Source organism: Mediannikoviicoccus vaginalis, assembly GCF_928097925.1.
Lineage (GTDB): Bacteria > Bacillota > Clostridia > Tissierellales > Peptoniphilaceae > Mediannikoviicoccus > Mediannikoviicoccus vaginalis.
Genome location: NZ_CAKMRI010000001.1, coordinates 1686573 through 1708078, shown reverse-complemented (window position 1 = coordinate 1708078; position 21506 = coordinate 1686573). Strand labels below are relative to the sequence as shown.

20 protein-coding genes and 1 pseudogene are annotated in these 21506 nt (G+C 32.1%); 4 read left to right on the top strand and 17 right to left on the bottom strand.

Translation table 11 applies throughout. The annotated features are described in order from the left end of the window. Positions 1 to 134: 134 nt before the first annotated feature. From L6651_RS08075 to L6651_RS08055, 5 genes are read right to left on the bottom strand one after another with little or no spacing between them, the layout of a single operon-like run. Complete coding sequence (locus L6651_RS08075; RefSeq protein WP_237037423.1) at positions 135 to 1181, bottom strand: ABC transporter substrate-binding protein; 1047 nt, start codon at positions 1179 to 1181, stop codon at positions 135 to 137. Continuing rightward, a complete protein-coding gene (locus L6651_RS08070; RefSeq protein WP_237037422.1) occupies positions 1182 to 1958 on the bottom strand; it encodes an ABC transporter permease in 777 nt (258 codons plus the stop codon). Next, positions 1952 to 2776 (bottom strand): ABC transporter permease, encoded by an 825-nt coding sequence (locus tag L6651_RS08065; protein WP_237037421.1) that lies wholly within the window; start codon positions 2774 to 2776, stop codon positions 1952 to 1954. Before L6651_RS08065 ends, L6651_RS08070 begins: the two co-directional genes overlap by 7 nt. After that, positions 2766 to 3815, bottom strand: a complete 1050-nt coding sequence (gene potA, locus L6651_RS08060; protein WP_255784973.1) for a spermidine/putrescine ABC transporter ATP-binding protein — start codon at positions 3813 to 3815, stop codon at positions 2766 to 2768. Before potA ends, L6651_RS08065 begins: the two co-directional genes overlap by 11 nt. A 9-nt stretch (positions 3816 to 3824) precedes the next feature. Next, the gene (locus L6651_RS08055; RefSeq protein WP_237037419.1) at positions 3825 to 4364 is read right to left on the bottom strand and encodes a helix-turn-helix domain-containing protein; all 540 of its coding nucleotides are present in this window, start codon (positions 4362 to 4364) and stop codon (positions 3825 to 3827) included. Between the two features lie 395 nt (positions 4365 to 4759). Here L6651_RS08055 and L6651_RS08050 point away from each other — a divergent pair, with 395 nt between their 5' ends. The 3 genes from L6651_RS08050 to L6651_RS08040 all read left to right on the top strand — a co-directional run bounded on the left by L6651_RS08050 (position 4760) and on the right by L6651_RS08040 (position 7328). Then, positions 4760 to 5833 (top strand): M42 family metallopeptidase, encoded by a 1074-nt coding sequence (locus L6651_RS08050; protein ID WP_237037418.1) that lies wholly within the window; start codon positions 4760 to 4762, stop codon positions 5831 to 5833. 344 nt (positions 5834 to 6177) lie between these two features. Then, positions 6178 to 6471 carry a transposase gene (locus tag L6651_RS08045; protein WP_237036857.1) on the top strand — a complete coding sequence of 98 codons (294 nt, stop codon included), beginning with the start codon at positions 6178 to 6180 and terminating at the stop codon, positions 6469 to 6471. A gap of 11 nt (positions 6472 to 6482) precedes the next feature. Continuing rightward, complete coding sequence (locus tag L6651_RS08040; protein ID WP_237037393.1) at positions 6483 to 7328, top strand: IS3 family transposase; 846 nt, start codon at positions 6483 to 6485, stop codon at positions 7326 to 7328. Here L6651_RS08040 and L6651_RS08035 read toward each other — a convergent pair. The 6 genes and pseudogenes from L6651_RS08035 to L6651_RS08010 form a co-directional block, all read right to left on the bottom strand. Further along, on the bottom strand, positions 7237 to 7926 hold the full coding sequence (locus L6651_RS08035; protein ID WP_331473711.1) for a BRO-N domain-containing protein: 690 nt from the start codon (positions 7924 to 7926) through the stop codon (positions 7237 to 7239). The two genes, L6651_RS08040 and L6651_RS08035, sit on opposite strands and share 92 nt — an antisense overlap. Further along, a pseudogene (locus L6651_RS08030) lies at positions 7923 to 8408 on the bottom strand (PcfB family protein). The gene L6651_RS08035 and the pseudogene L6651_RS08030 overlap by 4 nt, the downstream one beginning before the upstream one ends. 197 nt (positions 8409 to 8605) lie before the next feature. Next, positions 8606 to 8776, bottom strand: coding sequence for a hypothetical protein (locus tag L6651_RS08025; protein ID WP_004829918.1), 171 nt, complete (start codon positions 8774 to 8776; stop codon positions 8606 to 8608). 49 nt (positions 8777 to 8825) lie between these two features. Then, on the bottom strand, positions 8826 to 9314 hold the full coding sequence (locus L6651_RS08020; protein ID WP_237037417.1) for a hypothetical protein: 489 nt from the start codon (positions 9312 to 9314) through the stop codon (positions 8826 to 8828). Positions 9315 to 9631: 317 nt separating this feature from the next. Beyond that, positions 9632 to 9955 (bottom strand): branched-chain amino acid transporter permease, encoded by a 324-nt coding sequence (locus L6651_RS08015; RefSeq protein ID WP_237037416.1) that lies wholly within the window; start codon positions 9953 to 9955, stop codon positions 9632 to 9634. Next, positions 9948 to 10655 (bottom strand): AzlC family ABC transporter permease, encoded by a 708-nt coding sequence (locus L6651_RS08010; RefSeq protein WP_237037415.1) that lies wholly within the window; start codon positions 10653 to 10655, stop codon positions 9948 to 9950. The genes L6651_RS08015 and L6651_RS08010 overlap by 8 nt, the downstream gene beginning before the upstream one ends. 233 nt (positions 10656 to 10888) lie before the next feature. Between L6651_RS08010 and L6651_RS08005 the strand changes: the two genes are divergently transcribed. After that, positions 10889 to 11959: a virulence RhuM family protein gene (locus tag L6651_RS08005; protein WP_237037414.1), complete on the top strand. Its 1071-nt coding sequence runs from the start codon at positions 10889 to 10891 to the stop codon at positions 11957 to 11959. A 157-nt stretch (positions 11960 to 12116) separates the two neighbouring features. Here L6651_RS08005 and L6651_RS08000 read toward each other — a convergent pair whose 3' ends face one another. The 6 genes from L6651_RS08000 to L6651_RS07975 all read right to left on the bottom strand — a co-directional run bounded on the left by L6651_RS08000 (position 12117) and on the right by L6651_RS07975 (position 21361). After that, positions 12117 to 12989, bottom strand: coding sequence for a DNA adenine methylase (locus L6651_RS08000; protein ID WP_237037413.1), 873 nt, complete (start codon positions 12987 to 12989; stop codon positions 12117 to 12119). A gap of 16 nt (positions 12990 to 13005) precedes the next feature. Beyond that, entirely contained in the window at positions 13006 to 14721 is a 1716-nt protein-coding gene (locus L6651_RS07995; protein ID WP_237037412.1) for an AAA family ATPase, read from the bottom strand. 9 nt (positions 14722 to 14730) lie between these two features. Continuing rightward, entirely contained in the window at positions 14731 to 17325 is a 2595-nt protein-coding gene (locus L6651_RS07990) for a DEAD/DEAH box helicase family protein (RefSeq protein ID WP_237037411.1), read from the bottom strand. Between the two features lie 3 nt (positions 17326 to 17328). Then, a complete protein-coding gene (locus tag L6651_RS07985; protein WP_237037410.1) occupies positions 17329 to 18993 on the bottom strand; it encodes a DNA methyltransferase in 1665 nt (554 codons plus the stop codon). A 349-nt stretch (positions 18994 to 19342) separates the two neighbouring features. Then, positions 19343 to 19771, bottom strand: a complete 429-nt coding sequence (locus tag L6651_RS07980; protein WP_237037409.1) for a hypothetical protein — start codon at positions 19769 to 19771, stop codon at positions 19343 to 19345. 81 nt (positions 19772 to 19852) lie between these two features. Next, the gene (locus tag L6651_RS07975) at positions 19853 to 21361 is read right to left on the bottom strand and encodes an LTA synthase family protein (protein ID WP_237037408.1); all 1509 of its coding nucleotides are present in this window, start codon (positions 21359 to 21361) and stop codon (positions 19853 to 19855) included. Positions 21362 to 21506 lie beyond the last annotated feature (145 nt).

The window sequence follows — 21506 nt, the reverse complement described above, 5'->3', positions numbered from 1 at the left end:
AGGAACATACGAAACGTTCCTAAGTCCCTCGCCCTTTTTTAGAATAAGGCAGCTTATAAAAAATAAAGCAGTAGTAGGGTGAAACCCTACAAAACAAAATTTTTCATAGAAAGTTTTTTTAAAACTTTCCTCCCCTATCTTGCTGCTTTTACTTCTGCCCATATATCCGTAAAAACCTTATTGTAGTCTGAAGGATTTTTAAATACTTCTAAGTTTGGATACTGTGACAAGTCTGGGTAGGCCACTTCTTTAAAGTTCAAATCATTTTCTAAAAGCTTATAGGCTTCGGTGTTTGGTGTAGAGTACTCAACATATTCTGCAATCTTTGCTGAAACCTCTGGACGCAGTACATAGTCGATGAATTTATATGCATTTTCCACATTCTTTGCTTCCTTTGGTATAACCATGGCGTCAAACCAAATATTTGAACCCTCTTTTGGTATAACATAATCCAGGTTTTCATTTTCGTTCATTGCAACTATAGCATCTCCCGTATAAACCGGTGCAAGGGCTGCTTCTTCGTTTACCATTTGACTCTTTATCTCGTCCACAAGGTATGCCATAACTATTTTCTTTTGCTCAATCAAATCATTCTTTGCTTGCTCAAGTTCCTTCATATTTCTAGAATTCATTGAATAACCGTCTTTTATTAGCGCAATTCCTATGGAGTCCCTTGTTGAGTCCATCATTATAATATTGTCTTTATATTTTTTGTCCCAAAGTACGCTCCATGACTCGGGCTTTTCTTTTACCATCTTCTTGTTATAAAGTATTCCTACGGTTCCCCAAAAATATGGCACTGAATACTTTTGCTCTGGGTCGTACTCCATGTTTAAATAGTCCTCGCCTATGTTTTTGAAGTTCGAAAGCTTCGACATATCCATTTCCATAAGCATATCTTCACTAATCATTCTTTCAATCATATAGTCCGACGGAACTACCACATCGTAATTTGATCCACCTTCCTTTATTCTCATATACATATCTTCGTTTTGGGTGAAGGTTTCATATATAACTTTGATTCCCGTCTCTTTTTCAAAATCTTTTAATATGGATTCGTCAATGTACTCGCCCCAGTTGTACACATATAGTTTTTCTCCGGCAATGTCTTTGTTTTTTCCGCATCCACCAAGTAGGACTACAGAAATGATTAGGCAGATTAAAATTTTAAATCTTTTCATTTATTTCTCCTCATCAGGATCTTTGGAGGTCCTGTAAACTATTAGTAATAAAATTAATATTCCCAAGAACATAAGTGTTGAAAGTGCATTTATGGCAGGGTTTATTCCCTTTTTCGCCATGCCGAATATTGTTACCGAAAGTGTTGTAAAGCCGTTTCCAGTTGTAAAGTAGGACACTACAAAGTCGTCAAGGGAAAGGGTGAACGCAAGTATTGCCCCTGAAAAAATACCCGAGCTAACTTCCGGTAAAATAATCTTTCTAAGTGTGTACATTGGCGTTGCACCAAGGTCCATGGCAGCTTCTGGCAGGGCCTTTGACATCTGCTTTAACTTTGGTAGTACTGCCAAAACCACATATGGCGTTGTAAACATAATATGGGATATTAACACAGTTAAAAATCCATTCTCCATGCTTGCCACTTTAAAAAGTATCATCAGTGATATGGCAGTTACAATATCTGGATTTAAAACTGGAATATAGTTTACGTTTAGGGCGATATTTTTTTGCCAATTTTTCATATAGTAGATACCAATTGCAGCAATTGTGCCTAAAATTGTTGCAACTATGGTGGCAAGAACAGCAACTAATAAACTGTTATAAAAGGATGAAAGTATCTCGGAGTTTTGAAATAGCTCTCCATACCATTTTAAAGTAAATCCATTCCATGATGACTTTAACTTTGAGTCGTTAAATGAAAACACCATAAGAAAGACTATTGGTGCATATAGAAATGCAAAAACTAAAAACAGATAAAATCTCTTTAATCTCTTTACCATAGTCCCCCTCCTGTCTTCTCGTCATCTGGATTGAACTTGTTAGTCACAAGCATTGTTACAAAGATTATAACCATTAGCACCATGGAAATTGCAGACCCATAGTTCCAGTCTCCAATAACTCTAAATTGGTTTTCAATGACATTACCGATTAAGTTTACCTTGTTTCCACCTAGTAACGCCGATATTTCAAAGGTTGAAATCGCTGGAATAAACACCATGGTAACTCCTGTAATAACACCAGTTAAACTCATGGGAAAAATTACTTTTACAAAGGTTTGAAAGTTATTTGCCCCAAGGTCCTTTGCCGCTTCCACCAAGGAGTGGTCCATCTTTTCAAGCACTGTGTATATTGGAAGTATCATAAATGGAAGGAAGTTATAAACCATTCCAACAACAATTGCTCCCTGTGTATATAACATGGTCTTTGGAGAAAGCCCCAAAAATCTAAAAAAGTTATTTAAAATTCCATTCTTCGCTAAAATATTCATCCATGCGTAGGTTCTTAATAGGAAGTTCATCCACATTGGTAGAACGATTAAAATAAGCATGATGGACCTTCTCTTTAGTGGCGCCTTTGAAATTAAATATGCTGTTGGGTAACCAATTAAAAGGCATATAATCGTAGTTATAAATGCAATCTTAATTGAATGAAGTAGCACCACCAAGTTTATGGACCCAAAGAACTCCTTAAAGTTTGCAAAAGTTAATCCGTCCACACCTTTTATTGATAGGGAGTAATAAAGAATCATAAAAAGTGGAACTAAGATAAAAATTCCCATCCATACTAAATATGGATATGATAATTTTCTAAATTTCATCTCTTTGCTTCTCCATAATGTGAATATGATCAGGAATTATAACCATTCCCACCTCTTCACCAACTTGCTTTTCATAAATGGATTGAATTAAATATCTCTCCCCTTTTACATTCACAGTAATATCGTAGTGAACGCCTTTAAAGATAATACTTTCAACCACACCTTGTAACATTCCATCCTCTGGCTTAACCAAGTCGATATCTTCAGGACGAATAACAACATCCACATTTTCATTTGGTTTAAAGCCCTTATCAAGACAGACGAATTTGTGACCTGAAAATACAACTTCCAAGTCTTTTAACATAACACCATCAACAATATTACTTTCGCCGATAAAGTCTGCCACAAAAGCATTCTTCGGTTCATTGTAAATGTCGATTGGGCTGCCAATTTGTTGAACCAGTCCACCATTCATTACAACAATCTTGTCACTCATGCTAAGGGCTTCCTCTTGATCGTGGGTAACATAGATAAATGTAATGCCAACCTCTTCTTGAATCCTTTTAAGTTCCGTCTGCATAACCTGTCTTAGTTTTAAGTCTAGGGCTCCAAGAGGTTCATCTAAAAGAAGTACCTTTGGTTCATTAACAAGGGCCCTTGCTATGGCAATTCTCTGTTGTTGCCCACCGGAAAGGGACTCAATGGATCTCTTGCCATATCCCTTTAGTGATACAAGCTCCAATGCGCCTTCAACTTTTTTATCGATAACATCCTTTGGCATCTTCTTAATCTTTAATCCAAAGGCGATGTTGTCATAGATATTCATATTTGGAAAAAGAGAATATTTTTGAAACACCGTATTAATATTTCTCTCATAAGGGGGAAGATTTGCAATATTCTTGCCATCAAAAATAACCTCTCCCTCATCTGGCTTTAAAAAACCTCCAATAATTCTTAAAGTGGTAGTTTTTCCACAACCACTAGGACCAAGAAGAGTTAAAAACTCACCTTGTTTAATATTCAAATTTAAATTATCCAAAATCAATTCATCTTGAAAGGACTTTGAAACATTTTTAAGCTCTAAAATATAATCCATAATGTCACCCCTTTAAAAACTTGGAGGATTCGTTGTCCAAAGGACCAACGCCTCGCTACATTTAGTATTTGAAATTCTTCTAGGAACTTCACAGCCACAGTAAAAACTATCTCCTTCAGAAAGACAGTAACTCTTGTCGCCAATATATAAATTAATATCTCCCTTTAGTACATAACCAAAGTTTTCCCCTTCACTTGGAGATAGAGTTCTGCTGGAGCCACCCTTTTTAATCTTTATAATAATCGGCTCCATGGACTTAGTTTGAGCACTTGGAATAAGCCATTTAATTTCACTTCCATTGTCCTCGTCCTCCATAACCACATAGTCATCTTTTGAAAAAATTTGTTTCGGATCCTCTTCCTCTTTAAAAAATTCCGGTAAATTAGTACCAAGAGCATCCAAAATGTCACAAAGAGATATTAAAGAAGGAGAAGTTAAATCACGTTCAACCTGAGAGATAAAACCCTTAGTAAGATCAGACCTCTCCGCCAATTCCTCCTGAGTTAAACCAAGAGAAACCCTTCTATCTCGAATTCTTGAACCTATTTCCATACTTCCTCCTCCACATGATATTAAACAATTTGTTTACTATATTAAACCCAAGTATTATTATAGCAACTCAGCAAAAAATTACAATAGAAAATTTAATAAACTTTACTTTTTTACTTAAGATATTAAACATGTGCTTAGGTTTAAGTTTAGATGATTAAAGTTAGAAAAGTAAAGCCTAGTATTGTCATGTTGAGCGAGCGACAGCGAGTCGAAACATCTCCGAGCGAAGCGAGGCTATACCTTCATAACATTTTAAGACACTTAGACAAAACTTTCTAAAAAAAGCTTTGCTTATTTTGTTCATCTACTCTCACCTCTCACTTCTACTTAAAACCCTTCCTCTATTGAGAGCAAACAACCAATAAGCTATAATGAAATTATAAATGGAGGGACTTATGGACAAGATAAAATTAATAGAAAAACTTACAACAGCCTTTGGGCCTTCAGGCTTTGAAGAAGACCTTGTAGAAATTTTAAAGAAGAACTTAGTGGACTTAGACGTAGAAAATGATTCAATGAACAATGTCTATGCCAAGTACAAAAACTCAGAAAAGAAAAATTTTACAGTTCAACTTGACGCCCACACTGACGAAGTTGGTTTTATGGTGCAAAGTATTTTAGACAATGGAACTTTATCAATCGTTCCCCTAGGGGGCTGGGTACTTACAAATGTTCCTGCCCACATAGTTGGCATTAGAAATAGAGACGGAAAAATAATTGAAGGGTTAACAGGATCAACCCCTCCCCACTTTATGACTGAAGAGGAGAGAAACAGTCCATTAAATATTGAAAAAATGTTTATAGACATTGGAGCCATGTCCTATGAAGAAGTTATAGAAGACTTTAAAATTGAGCCAGGGGCACCGGTGGCTCCAATAGTAGATTTTAGATACGACGAGGCCCACGACCTAATCCGCGGCAAGGCCTTTGACAACAGACTTGGCTGTGCCTGTATAGTGGAAACAATGAACAGACTTAAAGATAAAAACTTAAACGTCAACTTAGTTGGAGCCTTTGCAGCCCAAGAAGAAGTTGGTATGAGAGGAGCTAAAGTCACAAGCCAAAAGGTTAAACCAGACCTTGCCATAGTCTTTGAAGGTTCCCCAGCTGACGACTTGTACTTTTCAAAAAAACAAGCTCAAGGTGTCTTGGGAAAAGGAGTTCAGATCCGCCACTTTGACAAGTCCTATATTGGAAATCCAGAATATATAAAACTTACCAAGGACCTAGCGGAAGAAAATAATATTAGCTGCCAATCAGCCATTAGACGAGCAGGTTCAACAAACGCAGGTGCCATCCACCTATCAAATGAAGGAGTTCCAGTTCTAGTTCTAGGCGTTCCATCTCGCTTTGTCCACAGCCACTACAACTTTGCCAGACTTTCAGACTTTGAAGCTGCAGTTGACCTGGCAGTAAAAGTAATTGAAAACCTAAACGACGAGAACATTAAAAAGATATTAAAAAAATAAAGTTTATTAACTTGCCGGCATTAACTTGCTGGCAAGTTTTTTTCCAAATAAAAAAAGCAGAGGATATCCAATGCTTTTAAAATTTTATTCCTTTTTTAGCCTTAGAGTACCTTTTCATAGAAATATTACTCCCAGCTCTGTCATTCTGAGCGGAAGAGAATGGTATAATGAAATCATATACATCGCTAATGACAGACTAAATGATTTGCTGGCTCTTAAATTCTAGTTTTTTCAAAGAACCCGTCAAGGATCGCTTCGCTTTTCTCCTTGACAGAACCTTTAGAAAAAACTTCATAACAATTAAGAGCAAATCATTTTAATTACAAAATAGAAGGGAAAATTAAATGTCAAAATTAAAAAGAAGAACATTCTCTCAAGAATTTAAAATCAAAATAGTACAACTTAAGCTTTTAGGAAACATGAAAACATCAGAAATATGTAAAATGTATGACCTAGATAGACAAACAATCCATAGATGGGTTGATGAATATAATAAACATGCTGAAATAGGAATGTCTGGAAAAGGAGTAGTTCCAGGACGAGATCTTGAAATATATCAAAGATTAAAAGAACTTGAAATGGAGAATGAAATATTAAAAAAAGCCGAGGCATACTTTGCGAAGAAGAAGATAAGATAGTAGACTTTGCGGTGGAACATCTAACAGAATATCCAGTGCGCATAGTATGCCGAGTATTGAATATTAATGAGCAAAGATACTACTACAGAAGAAAAAACCCTAGGAAACCAAGATATACTGAAGAAGAAAAAAATCTAGTTAAAGAAATGTTCATAAAGCATAATAGAAGCTTCGGAAGAAGAATGCTTAAAGTGTGTCTACAAAGGGATAATATAGTTTTTTCAGAGAAGAAAATAAGTAACATTATGAAAGAACTAGGGCTAGTAGGTAAATATGGTAGACCTAGAATAAAGAACGTATATACATGTGAAGAAACTAGTGAAAAATACGTATCAGAAAACATATATAACGAAATGCCAGAAGAAGAACAAGATAAAGTAAATGCTTGGGCAATAGACTTTACAGAACAAAAAACAGCTGAGAAAAAGGTATATACTTGTGCAATAATAGACATAAAAAGGAAGGTGCTTGTAGGAAACAAACAATCATTTAAAATGGATGCACAGTTTGCGGTTGACACATTAGAAGAAGCGATAAGAAAGTATGGTAAGCCAGATATGATACTTTCAGATAGAGGACCACAGTTCACAAGTAAGTTGTTTCAATCAACTTTAAAAGAAAATGGGATAATTAGCAGTATGTCCAGACCATATAGACCAGTAGATAATATATTCATAGAAACATTCTTTAAGAGCATGAAAACAGAAATAGGGTCAGTGAAACATTACACTGTAGAACAATACAAGATGATAGTAGAATATTGGACTAATTATTACAATACTGAAAGACCTCATAGTTCAATAGGATATTTAACTCCGCACGAGTGTTTTTATGAGAAGCAAAGTTTTTGTCATTAATTTTAAGAGATTTATTTGAAAAAGGGGTACCATTTTCGAAATTTTTACGAAGTAAAAATTGTAGTCGAAGAATCTCTCTTTCCGTCAGGAAAGTGTCACCAGCAGTATTTCTAAAGTTTGTAAGTAGGTTATAATCTACTAATTTGTCATAATAATCTGCCTTTGGTCTTAATTCCTCAATTTCTTCCTCTCTTTCAGCAATAATTCTATTGGCTACAAGAATTGCATCTGCAAGTAGCTCTTCGTTAGTTTTCTTTTCTTGACCAGCTATATATCCTCCATTTTTTCTAATACTTGGTAAGACTTCTCTAGTTACCCAAGCTTTGAATATTTTTGCTTGTGGTAGTTTTGATGAAAGGATAAGTGAATACAATCCTGATTCGTTAATTATTGAAATATTCTGTATTCCTCCAGGGGTGTTCCATTTCGTTACACCCTTATCTTCCTCATCTACATGGTCATAAACAGCTTTTCTTGGATTGACATATCCTAGCATAGTTGCTACTTCATTTGCTATAAAGAAAAACTCACCGTCTTTTTCTATAACAGTGAGTTTTCCAAAATTCTTATTTTCAAATGTTTTTAAATTACTTATCATAAGCTTTGCTCCTTATGTTTGTTTTTAACTTTATCTTTACTGATGGTGTCCTTAGACATATCCTTAATTTTATTTATAGTCTTCGTTATTGAATCTTTCCTATCGGCCTTTCTTTCAGAAGCCTTAACTGCTTTTTAAAAGGCGTGTTCCATTACCTTTATATCCTTAGATTGAAAAAACACAGAGTGGTTACCAGTTTCCTTATCTTTCATAACAGAAAACTTCACTCCGTGTTTATTTAAAATTTTCTTTAGTTCTTTTAACTCAGGATCTTTTAGATTAATTTCTTCTAACTGTCCCTTTTTAACCATATCTTTTAGTTTTACCTCTTCTCCGTTATTTTTTATTACATTTTTCAAACCTCCTTGTTCTTCTATTTGCTTGTGTACTTTCTTTAAGGCATCAAGAATTGCTTTACTTGTTGCTTTTGCAAGTCTTACTTCAAGATTAAGACTTGACCTGGATACTTCTTCATTAATCATCTATTCCACCTCCATATAAAAGTAACTCTTTGTATTTTCTTAACTTCTCTTGATGGATTTTTCTTCTATGCTTTTCATTTTCTGTGTTCCTCTCTTTCTATTTTTGAGCAAAGAAAAAACAGTAAACCATTTTTGATTTACTGTTACTCTGTTAATTTTTATTTAGTTGTTAATCTGGCAAACTGGGATTTATAATTCTACATAAATTCCAAAACACCTAAAAGAATGCTTGAAGCTGCTAATAATAAAACTCCAATAACTTCAAGTGTATTTTCAATGTTTTTGTCTTTTTTATATTGCTTGATAAATTTAGGAGACATAAAACCTAAACCTATACCAAATAATAGATAACCAATTCCTTTTAACATTTCGTTCCTCCAAATTGTCAAATTCTGATTTTATAAAAACATCTAATCTCTATTTCTTCTTTTCTATTTTCTCAATTACTTTATCTCTATCTTCTAATCTATAAACCTGACTAAATGTACTCCCAAAAACATTTATTTTTAATTTAACATTATCTTTATTTTCTACAATATCAATTTTTTTAATCTCTGAAAATTTGGCAAATGTAATAATTGGTGTACTTCCCATAAAAATATTAACTCCATCTTTTGTGATTCCAGGATAAAAAGCAAAAGTCCACGCACAGATTACTGCTGACAGAACAATAATATATCCTAAAACTGAATTGTCGAATCTATAGCAAATGTAGCTTGTTATAACTGTAAACAAAGCTATGCCAAGAAGTATAATAGGCTGTTTCTTTACACTTACAATATTTTCTCTTTTACGACGATAATTTAATATGGACATTGTAATAAAAAATAGTAAAATAATTATTTTTAGCAATTTCCCACCTCTCAATTCTAACTTCTCACTTCCCACTTCTTCCTTATCTTTCATAGAAATGTTACTCCTCATTCTGAGCTAGCGTGAGCGAGTTCTTGACCTAACAGAAGACGGCGTCTTCGTTGTAGGTCAAATGTCGATCTCGTTTCACTTTTCGACAGAAAAGTGTCAGAAGGCGACCCGTCTTTTTCCTTACTAGAAATGTAAAGCCTAGTATTGTCATGTTGAGCGAGCGACAGCGAGTCGAAACATCTCCGAGCGAAGCGAGGCTATACCTTCATAACATTTTAAGACACTTAGACAAAATTTTCTAAAAAAACAAAGCTTTTTTGTTCCTTACTTCCCACTTCCAACATCTCATTTCTAATCACTTATATCACTCGAATTAACACCATATACAAAGTCGTTCCCAATATAATACTTAAAATCATATTCTTTTTCCACAAGTGCACACCAAACACAACCGCCGCCGACAACACTTCCGGAACTACATTTCGAAAGGAAGAGTAGTCATAATCTTTAAAGCAATACACAACTAACATTCCCATAACTGCCGCTGGCAGAACTTTCTCCAAATAACTTATAACAGGAGGCATTTTGGCTTCATCTCTGAAAATAATAAATGGCAGCGCCCTAGTAACTTGAACGGAAATAGCCAGTATAATAATTGCAATTATCATCTCTTTATTATTCATTGTCAAATACCTTCCTTCCTAAAATAAGTGTAACTAAAATTAAAATCATAGACGCAATGGCCATGTTGTCCTTACCAAACACCAAAAGTGCAAAAATAGAAAGTACTATTCCCGTAATTCCACTCAACTTTCCCGATTTGTTTTTAGATTGCTCTATTAACATCACTATAAAAAGTGCCGTTAGTGCAAAGTCCAGGCCAAAGAGGTCTGCAGTTATTAATTTCCCACTGATAGAACCTAAAAGAGTTCCTAAATTCCAATAAAAATATCCAAACATTGTCACAAAAATACAATACTGTTTATTTTTTTCTGGATTACTCATATTTGCAGATTGAATTGAAAACACTTCATCAGTTAGACCAAAGATTAAAAAACGCCTTGCCTTCTCCATGTTTTGATACCTTCTAAGTAGAGGTATGCCATAGAATAAATGCCTTGCATTTAGCATAACCCCAATAAAAAATAATCCTAGAGGATCAAAGGGAAGTAATAGTAGAGGCACCGCCGCAAACTCAAGCACTGCAGAATAAATTAAAATACTCATAACAATTGGACACCATATTGGGTAGCCCTCTTCAATCATCAAAATCCCAAATGCAAATCCAATAAAAACATATCCCGCCATTATGGGAATAGTATCTCTAAAGGCCAGGCTAAACTCATGTCTATTAAATCCATGATTTCTTTCTTTGTTACTCATATGTACCCCCTTTCTAATCTATGATTTAAAAAAACCCCAGAAAAATCCAAAGGCTTCCATGCTTTTAAAAATTTAATTCAAATATATTTTACCATACTTTTACTGTGATACTGCACTAAAACAAATTCATCTCAACAAGCTTTACAAATATAACAAATTATAATACACTTAATTAAATTTCATAAAATATTCGAGTTTAAGTTTATAATTACAGTTGTACTTGGAGGATAATTGTGAGTAAAGAAATGGATAAAAATGAAAACCAAAATAAAAAAGAACTTCAAATTAGGTCTTCCGCGGCTGAATACTTGACTTTTATTGCAGCTAAGGGTGATGATAAAGAAGCTATTGAAGTTAGATATGAAGATGAAAATATTTGGCTGACTCAAAAGATGATGGCAGCTCTTTATGATGTTAGTGTTTCTGCAATAAATCAGCATCTAAAAAAAATATTTGACGATAACGAGCTAGACGAAAATTCAGTTATTAAGAAATACTTAATAACTGCAAACGACGGAAAATCATATAATACAAAACACTATAACCTACAAGCAATTATTGCAGTAGGTTTTAAAGTAAATAACGAACGTGCCGTCCAATTTAGAAAGTGGGCAAACCAAATTGTAAAAGATTTTACAATTAAAGGTTGGGCAATGGATGATGAAAGATTAAAAAATTCTGGCACAAAACTTACCAAAGATTATTTCGAAAAATTACTTGTAAAAATTCGTGAAATTAGATTATCCGAGAGAAGATTCTATCAAAAAATCACAGATATTTATGCCACATCTTTAGACTACGATCCATCTGCAAAGGCAACTAAAAGATTTTTTGCTGCTATTCAAAATAAACTGCACTATGCAATTCATGGAAAAACTGCAGCCGAATTAATTGTAGATAGAGCCAATCACAAAACTAAAAATATGGGACTTACAACTTGGGAAGGCTCTCCAGATTCAAAAATTCATACATATGATGTAGTCGTTGCAAATAATTATCTAAACGAAAAAGAATTAAGACAAATGCAAAGAATAGTATCTGCTTATTTAGATATGGCAGAAATGCAAGCAGAAAGACATATCCCAATGACTATGGAAGATTGGGAAAATAGACTAAATGGATTTTTACAATTATGGGATAAAGAAATCTTAAACGATGCAGGAAAAGTATCTGCAGCTCTTGCAAAAAAGCACGCAGAAAGTGAGTTTGAAAAATATAGAATTATACAAGATAGACTTTACAAAAGTGACTTTGATAAGTTCTTAGAACTTGAAGATAATACGAAAGATTTAGAAGAAGAATAATACGCTTGAAAAATGGAGCAGACCTTAATGGAATGCTCTATTTTTTATTTTTTAGAGAGAGGCTTAAAACCAAAAGACGCATACTAAGTTGTGCTTAATATGCGTTGGTGAAGTTTAGGAATATAAAATGGTTAAATGGTTTTTAGATTGCAACATTTTAAATAGATTCCATATTAATCCCATTGCAACTATTAACTACAACCTTATCAGAATGAATTAGAATTTCCTTTGCTTTTCTAACATTAGCAGCATAATAATTAATACTATATAGGTATTTTTTATAGTCTTGGTATATATTTCTAATTTCTTGTTTATTATCATAAGTCATTATCCAATAATATTCCGTTAAACATTTTATTTTTTTTTGTAGTTTTACATGATTATCATGTTTAAAGAAATTCGTATATAAATTTTTGCCTTGTTCATAATATGGAGGGTCAAAAAAAACAAATATGTCATCTGGATTGTATTTTAAAATTATTTTTTCAATAAAGTCATTAGATTCTAGGTTATATAATTGAATTTTCTCTTTATATTCTTTTATTTTTAAAATCTTTTTTATCAAATCATCTTTATTAAATCTACAATCCAGTTTATAATTACTTTTTTGATTTTTCCCTCCGATTGGTCCTCCAGTTATGATTCCAGATCTATTAGTCCTATTTAAAAAATAAGTTGCTAAAGCTAAATCATAAGAGTACTTTTTCTCTTCAAATAATTTATTATACTTATCTTTCTGAATTTCCCATTCCTGAATGGTTATCTTAATATTGTTTATATCATTAATAAATCTTTCAGTCTCATTCAATATCGCATACCATATTGAATAAATAGCAATATCATAATCATTTATTATTACAGACTTTACTTTGTTTTTAAATAATAATTCCAATCCAGCACCAAATCCACCTGCAAATGGTTCAGTATAAACAATATCATCAAGCTTATTAAGTTCCAAAAGTTGCATTACAAATCTTGATAATTGAGTTTTACCCCCAGGATATCGTAACGGCGAATAAGTTCTTGGCATGGCACAACCTCCTTCTTTATAAATTCGCCTTAACTTTATTTTCTATAATATCAAATACTCTCTTTACATCTTCTTTAAAAACTAATAATTCTTCAGGATATTTTTTGTAATAATAAGTTAACAATTGAGATTCATCTATGAATTCTTTTATTCGATTCAAATTCTCTCCTGAGAATACTTTTTTTAGTTCATCATTTTTAATGTTATTTTCATTATCTAATTTCACTTTATCTAAGATGATATTTAAATTACGTGAAGTGTAATCTCTTCGCAAATCTTGCCTTCCTAATTGTTGCCAAAAAGGTTTATCATCTAAAAGTCTTCTCAAAACATAATAATAGTATGATTCTGGTGCTAAGAATGATGGTAGAGACAATACATTTTCCTTCAGCTCTCTAGGGTTTAAACCTTTAATATCTTCATCCAGATATTTGTTTAGAAAATTAACCCCTTCTCGGCTCTTAGCATCACCGTCTACTAAAATTATTGTCGATTCAAAATATTTATCAAATTCTCTTAAATTTTCTAATTGAGTATGTCCTAAAGCCATTGGAAATATTTTATATTCAGGCAAAGCAAGATTCTCTTCATGGTTTAATATTTTTATTAGTTGATTGAAAATAAACTCCGTTTCTATATCTTCACAATAAACTTTTATTATCGGTTTAAAGTAAGTATTTTCATCATACATATCTGCTTTAATATCTTCAATTGAATTGATATTCTCTTTAATTCTTGGTATTCTTGGGTCTAATATATAAACTAACTTGAAATTTTCACTATCTCTATTCTGCTTTTTTATTATTTTATTAAGCATAGTCATGGAATGTGTAGTCATAAATATTTGTAAATTAAGTTCTTCTGATAATTCTTCTAATAGTTCAAACAATCTAATTTGAGCACTAGGATGCAATGATGCATCTACTTCATCTATACAAACAATCCCACCAACATATTCACTTTTCTGCTTTTCTTTTAAATAGAAAAAATCAACCAATGCAGAAATAATAGTTCCCAAATTATCTTCACCTACCGATTCAGTTCTTGCATCTGAATCAACTAGTTCTACATGAATTCTTCCATTTGCATTAACCACTTTTTTTATATTGCTAGTCTTATACTTATTCACATCTATAGATAGTGGCAACACTCGATTATACCACTCTACATACTTATTTACCACTCCATCTTTTATAATTTCATTATTGTTATTTATTAATTTTTCATCTAATTCTGTTTCCCCCATTGGAAATAGTCTAGATAGAGATATAAAAATCGTGGGGACTGGCACTCTAGCAGAATCTCCAATATTAAATTTGTCTTTTGTCTCTCTAATGACTTCAGTAGAGGCTTTATCTTTTGTAAAATAATTTGTTGATCTTGGTAATACTCTAATCCCTCTGCCTTGTTTAATGTCATTTTTTAAACCAAGTCTTTTTTGTACAACTCCATCATCTGCTGAAATCTTTAAATAAGCTTCATACTTATTACTAGTTTGTTTATTATATTCATCTTCCGTTATTATAAAATATTCATCAAAATGAGGAAAAAAATTTCCTCCTGCAATTCGACTTCCCATTTTCCCAAATGACATCGCTATTAGAGACATAATATTAGATTTTCCTACTCCATTAATACCCGATAATACAGTTATTTTATCACCTAAATTTATAGTAAGGTTGTCTATTTTTCGAAAATGTTTAATTTGAATTTCTTTAGCTAAAAATCTCATCTTCTTCTCCTATTTTAATATAAAATTTTCAAACTCTTCCATCCTAAGCTCCTTATTAAAGAAAGGTAGTCCTAATATACTGTACTTATTATCATCTACATATTTTTTTACAGGAATACCCTGACTTTCTATTTTTAATAAAAACTCTTCTTTCCATTTATCTTTATCTAATAAATGGCCTCCTTTAGGTTCAATATAAATTTGCTCTTGAATATATCCATCTGTACCTCTATCTCTTAAAAACAATAAAAAATCAGGTTCAAATCTTTCTCCAGTATCAAATTCATAAATTGCAAGTGATGGTATTCTTTCGTTTCTCACTAAATAAACTTCATCATATTTTTCTCTTAACTCTTTCACTATTCCTTTAAAATATTTTACAAAAGATTTTTCTTCGCTAGTTCCATAATTATCATTGTAAACATACCAAGGTTCAAACTCTAAATCCAAGCTATTCTCATTTACAAGTGTAGCTTGTGATATTCCCAATCCATCTCCATGAGGATTATCCACATAAATTTTCTTATCTTTTATTACATTACGAATACTATTAGAGTAAAATTCCTTTGTACCCTCATACTCTGTCTCAATCTTTTGAATATATGACGATATGTCTTTTAAAATTTTTACACTTGCATCATAAAAATCTTTTGCCTGTGCCTTATCAAACGGACTTTCAATTTGAAGTGTAATATTTCCTAAATAATTATCCGATTGCAAAAACTCTCTTTTTGATTTTAGGTTAGGAAAATAAGATTTAAGAGTATTAAATTTTAAAATTTCAAAATTATCCATCGCTCCTTCAATAATATTTAATGGAATGTCTTTAAATTTAAATTGTGAAATGTATTTCATAACATAATTTTGAACTTTATCCTCAAAAAACAGCTCATAAACAAAAGAACTTCCCGTGGATACTTTGTGCTGATAAAAACTATTTTGGATTTTTTTATCAATTTCCATAACCTTGTTTCTCGACTTCTCAACTCTTCTATTAGAAAATACAAATGCATTATTGTAAAAGTCCGTTTGTTTAAATTCGTCCTTTAATATATATTCAATTTCCATTGGAGCATCAGCTAATAAACCTGTTTGCTTAAGAGCATTTCTTAGCTCACCAATATACCTTGAATCTTGCATTGAGTGATATAAAAGAGTTTCCAATACTCTATTTTCATTTGTAACATCAAAATCATACTTACGTTTATTTCTAGGCTGGTCATCTTCAATTTTAAATGGACAATATCTCGCCCCACGACCAATTAATTGAGCTTCACTTATTGTTGTCTTTCCCGGCTTTCCGTTTCTCCCATCCCTTGTTTCATATAGTCTAACAATATCAAAAAGATTTAACACATCCCAGCCTTCATTTAACATATCAACTGTAAAAATTATTCTATAAGGATTATTTTTCGCCTCAAGGGAATTAACGGCAACTTGTTTTTCTTTTTCTTCAGACTCACTTTTAGAGTTTAAAATTATAGAATTATCAACTTCAAATCCAAGTTTTATATCAGCAACAAGAGATCTTAAACTTGAATCTTTTTCTAAGAAATACTCAATGGCATTTCTCAAATATTCATTGTCAGAGTCTTTAAAGCTTAATATATCATCAGGATTAAGACTATTTAATCTACTATAAAATTCGTCATAAAACTCTTTAGACTCTTTAATGGTTTTTGATTTTAAAAGAATAACAGGTTTAATATTTTGACCACTATCACCAAAAAGATGTCTCCTATATTCACTTATAACAAGAGCAAGTAAAGTTCTGGTCCATCTATCATAATCTCCCTGCATATTTTTAAAGTCTTTGGTGTATCCGCTTTCCCTAAATTTGGACAAAGTGTAGTCATAGACAATCTTATCTAAATATTTTTTCTCCACTTTTGGATCTTTCAAATCTGCCGTTGCAGTAAATTCTAATAGGGCATTGTCCCTGTTTGCCCTAAAAATTCTTTCAATAGTATACTCCCAGCTTTTAACATTCTCTTCTATATTTGTTTTTTCAGTTTTTGTAAGTCCCTTTGTCACAGTATTTATATGATGGGACTCGTCTGATATTAAAACAATTTTTTCATCTTCAAAATCTTCAATGGTAGGAGAGTTTTCCTTTGGGAAATTCATATCTAAATGAAGTTTTTGAGTTGAGGTAAAACAAATATTAATTGCGTTTTTATCATAAAAAGCAAAGTTATCCACTTCTTTAACTTGAACCTGTTCTCCCATTAGCTCAATATTATCTGTAAATAAATACTTTATTGAAGAAGGATTTAAGAAATTTTCCTTTGTTTTTTCGATAATATTATTTTGATTTACAAAAAACAAAAACTTTCTATAACCTTGCGCATATAAATAAAGAATTAATCCCGCCATTATAACGGTCTTTCCAGATCCTGTTGCCATATGAAAAAGATTATGAATTTGTTTGTTTTTAATTAAATCACTTTCCACATAGGTTATAAAATATTTAAAAGCTTCTTCCTGGTAATCACGAAGAACTATATTAGGATTTAAATTTGATTCAATATATGATGGTATTTCTTTTAAAAAACCCATCTCTTTTAAAGCGTCTAGTTTTTGATATAAGTATTGTTCACTCATAAACTACTCCTTATTGTAAAAGCTTCTAGTAAACTTCTTATCAGCTTCATTAACGTCATAATCTTCATCATCCATATCTGATAAGTTAACATATAATTTATTCTTATTTAAAAGCTCCATAACAAGATTTTTTTGTTCATCAAGACTAAGGTTATTAAATTCTTCTTCTGTGTTTTTCAAATCACTTGGTAGGATAGATGGAATTAACTTTCCATTATCTATGGCCTTATTTAAAATTTCTTTAACGGCTTTTGAGTCCTTGGCATCTTCAAGTTCATTAACAAGATTTTCATTGTCTTCTAGAAGTTCACAGTAAATAAATGAACCTCCACCTTTCCAATCATGTTTTTTTGAAATTCCACTTTGTTCTCCCAATAAGACTTTATTTAATCTTCGTAAGGAAATATCTATGTGTTTATCAAGTTGTTCTATACCTATATATCTTAATCCCATCTTGTGTGCAACAGCAGCAGTTGTACCACTCCCAAGAAAAAAATCCATTACTAAATCACCTTTGGTAGTATGAGCTTTAAATATTCTTTCTATCAATTTTTCAGACTTCTGACCTTTAACTTCATCTGACTTTTCCAGCATTTTAGATACTGTTTCTCCAGAAAACGACGTTATGGCAATACTGTTTAAATTATCATATTCATTTCCATTCCATACATCTTCTATTGGATAACGCTCAGCTTCACTTTTTGCAATTTCTTTAAATTCATTTTTTAAAATATAATTTTTTATAAATCTTAGTCTCTTATTATCTTTTGAATAAAATAAAATAGTGTCATGATTTCTAATCCAATTATTATCCACTGATTTGTAACCTGAAATCCAGCCTATTCTCCATATTATTTCTCTTTCAAAATTGTCTTCACCAAAAACTTCATCCATTAGTACTTTACAATAATGCGCTTGATGATAATCTAATTGCACATAAATAGCCCCATCTTCTGACAATAGTTTTCTAGCTAATTTTAATCTATTTTTCATAAAAGTTAACCATGTAGACCTATTGAAATTGTCATTATATCCAAAACTGTCAGTACTTGTATTGTAAGGTGGATCTATATAAATACATTTGACTTGTCCTTCATATCTTTCCAATAGCGAAGATAAAGCAAGCAAATTATTCCCTTTAATAATTAAATTATCATGTTCATTAAACTCTATATCTTCTTCTACACCGTCTTTTGTATATCTTTTAGCATTCCCTAAAACTTTTAGAGCAAGAAGTCTATTTACTTGGTCCGGTGCTAAAGTTTCATTATAAAAAATTTCATCTCTCTTTTGATCTTCTTTAGTTTGTCCACCTTCTAATACACAGTCCTTATATGGCCATACCAATGACACATCTTGTTGTTTACTAATCATATTATTAATTGCGTCTACAAGACCAATTTTATTTTTGTACATTGTATATGAATCGGGAAGAAATTCTTTTGATTCTAAAACCCATACAAATTTATTTTTATCAAATACATAAATATCATCAACTTTTGTAAAAAAGACTTCTTTTAGTAATTTATTTTTAAATAATGCCTTTAATAATTCTCCGTCATTACTTCTTGCCGCATCTGACACTTTTGTCTTAATTATTTGATTATCTTCTCCAATAAATCGTTTATCTGAACTTAGCACTTTTTCTAATTCGTCTAAAAATTTCATACTCTCCCTCACACATTTCGAAATATTCATCTATTTATCAAATATTATAGTATTTTTTATTATAAATTATTCTCGTCGATATAAAAAAATTGACGCAATTATATTTTATCATACTTCTGGTGCTTATTAACTACAGTGACACATTAAAAGACTTAAATAGAAATAAAAGCTGTTGAAGTAAGTACCATTATCAATACCTTTCAACAGCTTTTATTTTTTATTTTTCTCCATAACTCACAATTTAAAGATTTCAACTGCCAAGTTTCGGCTTTTTCAACTGCCAAGTTTTGTTACAGTAATAACATATTTTTACTAAATGCTAAACCTCATTATGTTCCCAACAGATCCCTTACTTCCCAAGCTTTTCAATCTCATGGTCCAGTCTTATCACCAAGTCTTCCACCACATCTCTAAAGTCTCTCAACTCTCTTATGGAACTTTTTATTTCTCCTTGGACTCTCATGTCGGTAAAGATATTATCGAACCAAATGTCGAGGGCTCTGTCGCCCATGGTGTTGCTAATTTCTTCTGGTAGGACCATGTCCACGTCTTTTAGTTCTTTTTCCAGGTCTTTTACTGAATCTGTAATGCCTTCGATGTATTGGTTAGCTTCTTTTATTTTATTTCTCTTTTTCCAGCTTGAGAAAAACTCTCCTCCAAACATGTCCCACATTCCCCAAAACTTTGCGTTGTCTAGGGTGTCTAATGCTCTGTCTATTTTTTCTATAACTATGACTGCTTGGTCTCTTGCTTCTTGTAGTTCTTTTAATCTGTCCATATCTATCTCCTTGATTTTATTATAGTTATGTCTTTGTTTAGTGTACAAAAAAGACCACAGTTCTACCATGGTCTTTTGCTATTATTTCTTTTTTCTTAATGTGATTGCATCTTGTGCGTCGTCTTGTAGAATTTGTTCGTTGTAGAATGCTGAGTTTTTCTTTAATTCGTCGTTAAAGTATTTGTAACCCATTTCTTCTGCAAGCGTCTTCTTTCCTGAGTATAGGTTTGTTCCAAGCCCCATTCTATCTCCTTCTATTTCAACTCCTAGGCTTGCTAGGATTGTTGGGTACAAGTCCATTGTTGTGGAAATTCTATTTTTATTGTTTGCTGCTGGAACTGCAGAGTTTATAAATGTATTATAAACTGATCTGTCGTAACCTTTAACCATATTGTCATAGTACCATTTGTCTTGCATTCCCAAGTGGTCTCCAACTATTACTATGGTTGTATTTTCATAGAAGTCTTGCTGTTTAGCCCATTCTACAAATTCTCCAATTTGTTTTGATGATTGGGCGTGAACATTTTCATATTGTGTTGGGAACTTTTGTACGTCTCCTGGTTCTAGGTAACCATCTGTAAAGTGTGTGTTTACTGTTTCTATTACAAAGTTAAATGGTTCGTCTTTGTTTGCAAGTTTTGTAATTTCTTCTTTTGACCACTTAAATAGTTTGCTATCTTGGTATCCCCACCATACTCTGTCTTCGTATGTCATATAGCCATTTGCAATTGCATGGTATAGGTCAAAGATGTCATAGTTTCCATGGTTTTTGAAGAATTGTCTCTTACCACCAAATTCTGATTTACTTCCCATTATTACTTCGTTGTTGTAGCCTTGTTGTCTTAGGATTTCTCCCAGTGAATAGGCTCCGTTTAAGAAGTTTGTTGATTTATATTGGTTGTTTACAAATCCTTTTATTGGAAGTCCTGTTTGGCTTGCTGTTATTCCTGCAATACTCCATGAGGCTCCTTCTGTTTGGTAAAAGCCTCCCATTTTGTCTGTGTTTGAAAAGAATGTGTTCTCTAATGCAAGTTTTTCAAGTTCTGGCATTATGGAGTATTCCCATCCTCCGCCTATGTCCTTGTTCATAACTGTACTTTCAATGGACTCTGCGTAGATTAGGATAAGATTTCTCTTCTTTTCTGGAAATTTTAAATTTACATTTTCTGGTCTAACGTAATTTTCTTCTATCATTGTGGATTCTTGAAATACTGCTTTTAGGTAGTCTGGACCGTCTAGGAAGATGTAAAATGCCAAGCATGAAACTATAAATACTCCTGCTGGGTAAAATGCTTTTATTCTTCTAGATCTTTTTGTGTTGAATCCTGTCTTTTTCCAAACTATCCATATTGGTACCAGTAGTGCCGCCATAATACCTATAAATGGTAATATGTTTGCAAATATTACACCCCATACCACTACGGGTGCGGTTCCGCCAACTCCACCTTTCAATTGAAATATTAAATCTTTAATTCCTTTGTTTCTAAAGTTTAAGGTCAAATAAAGAGTAGTAAGTATAAGTAAGGTGGACAGCATCATAATAATAACCACAAATGTCAAATTTGCTTTTTTATTTTTATTTTCTTTCATTCTTTCCCCTCATTTCATTTCTAACGAAAATATATTTTAACACAATTTTGATGTTTTTTTAATATTCTCAAGAAAATTTTACAAATTTTTCCCTTTATATTAACATTTTGTTGTTAGTACCATTATACACCAAATAGTTCGATAA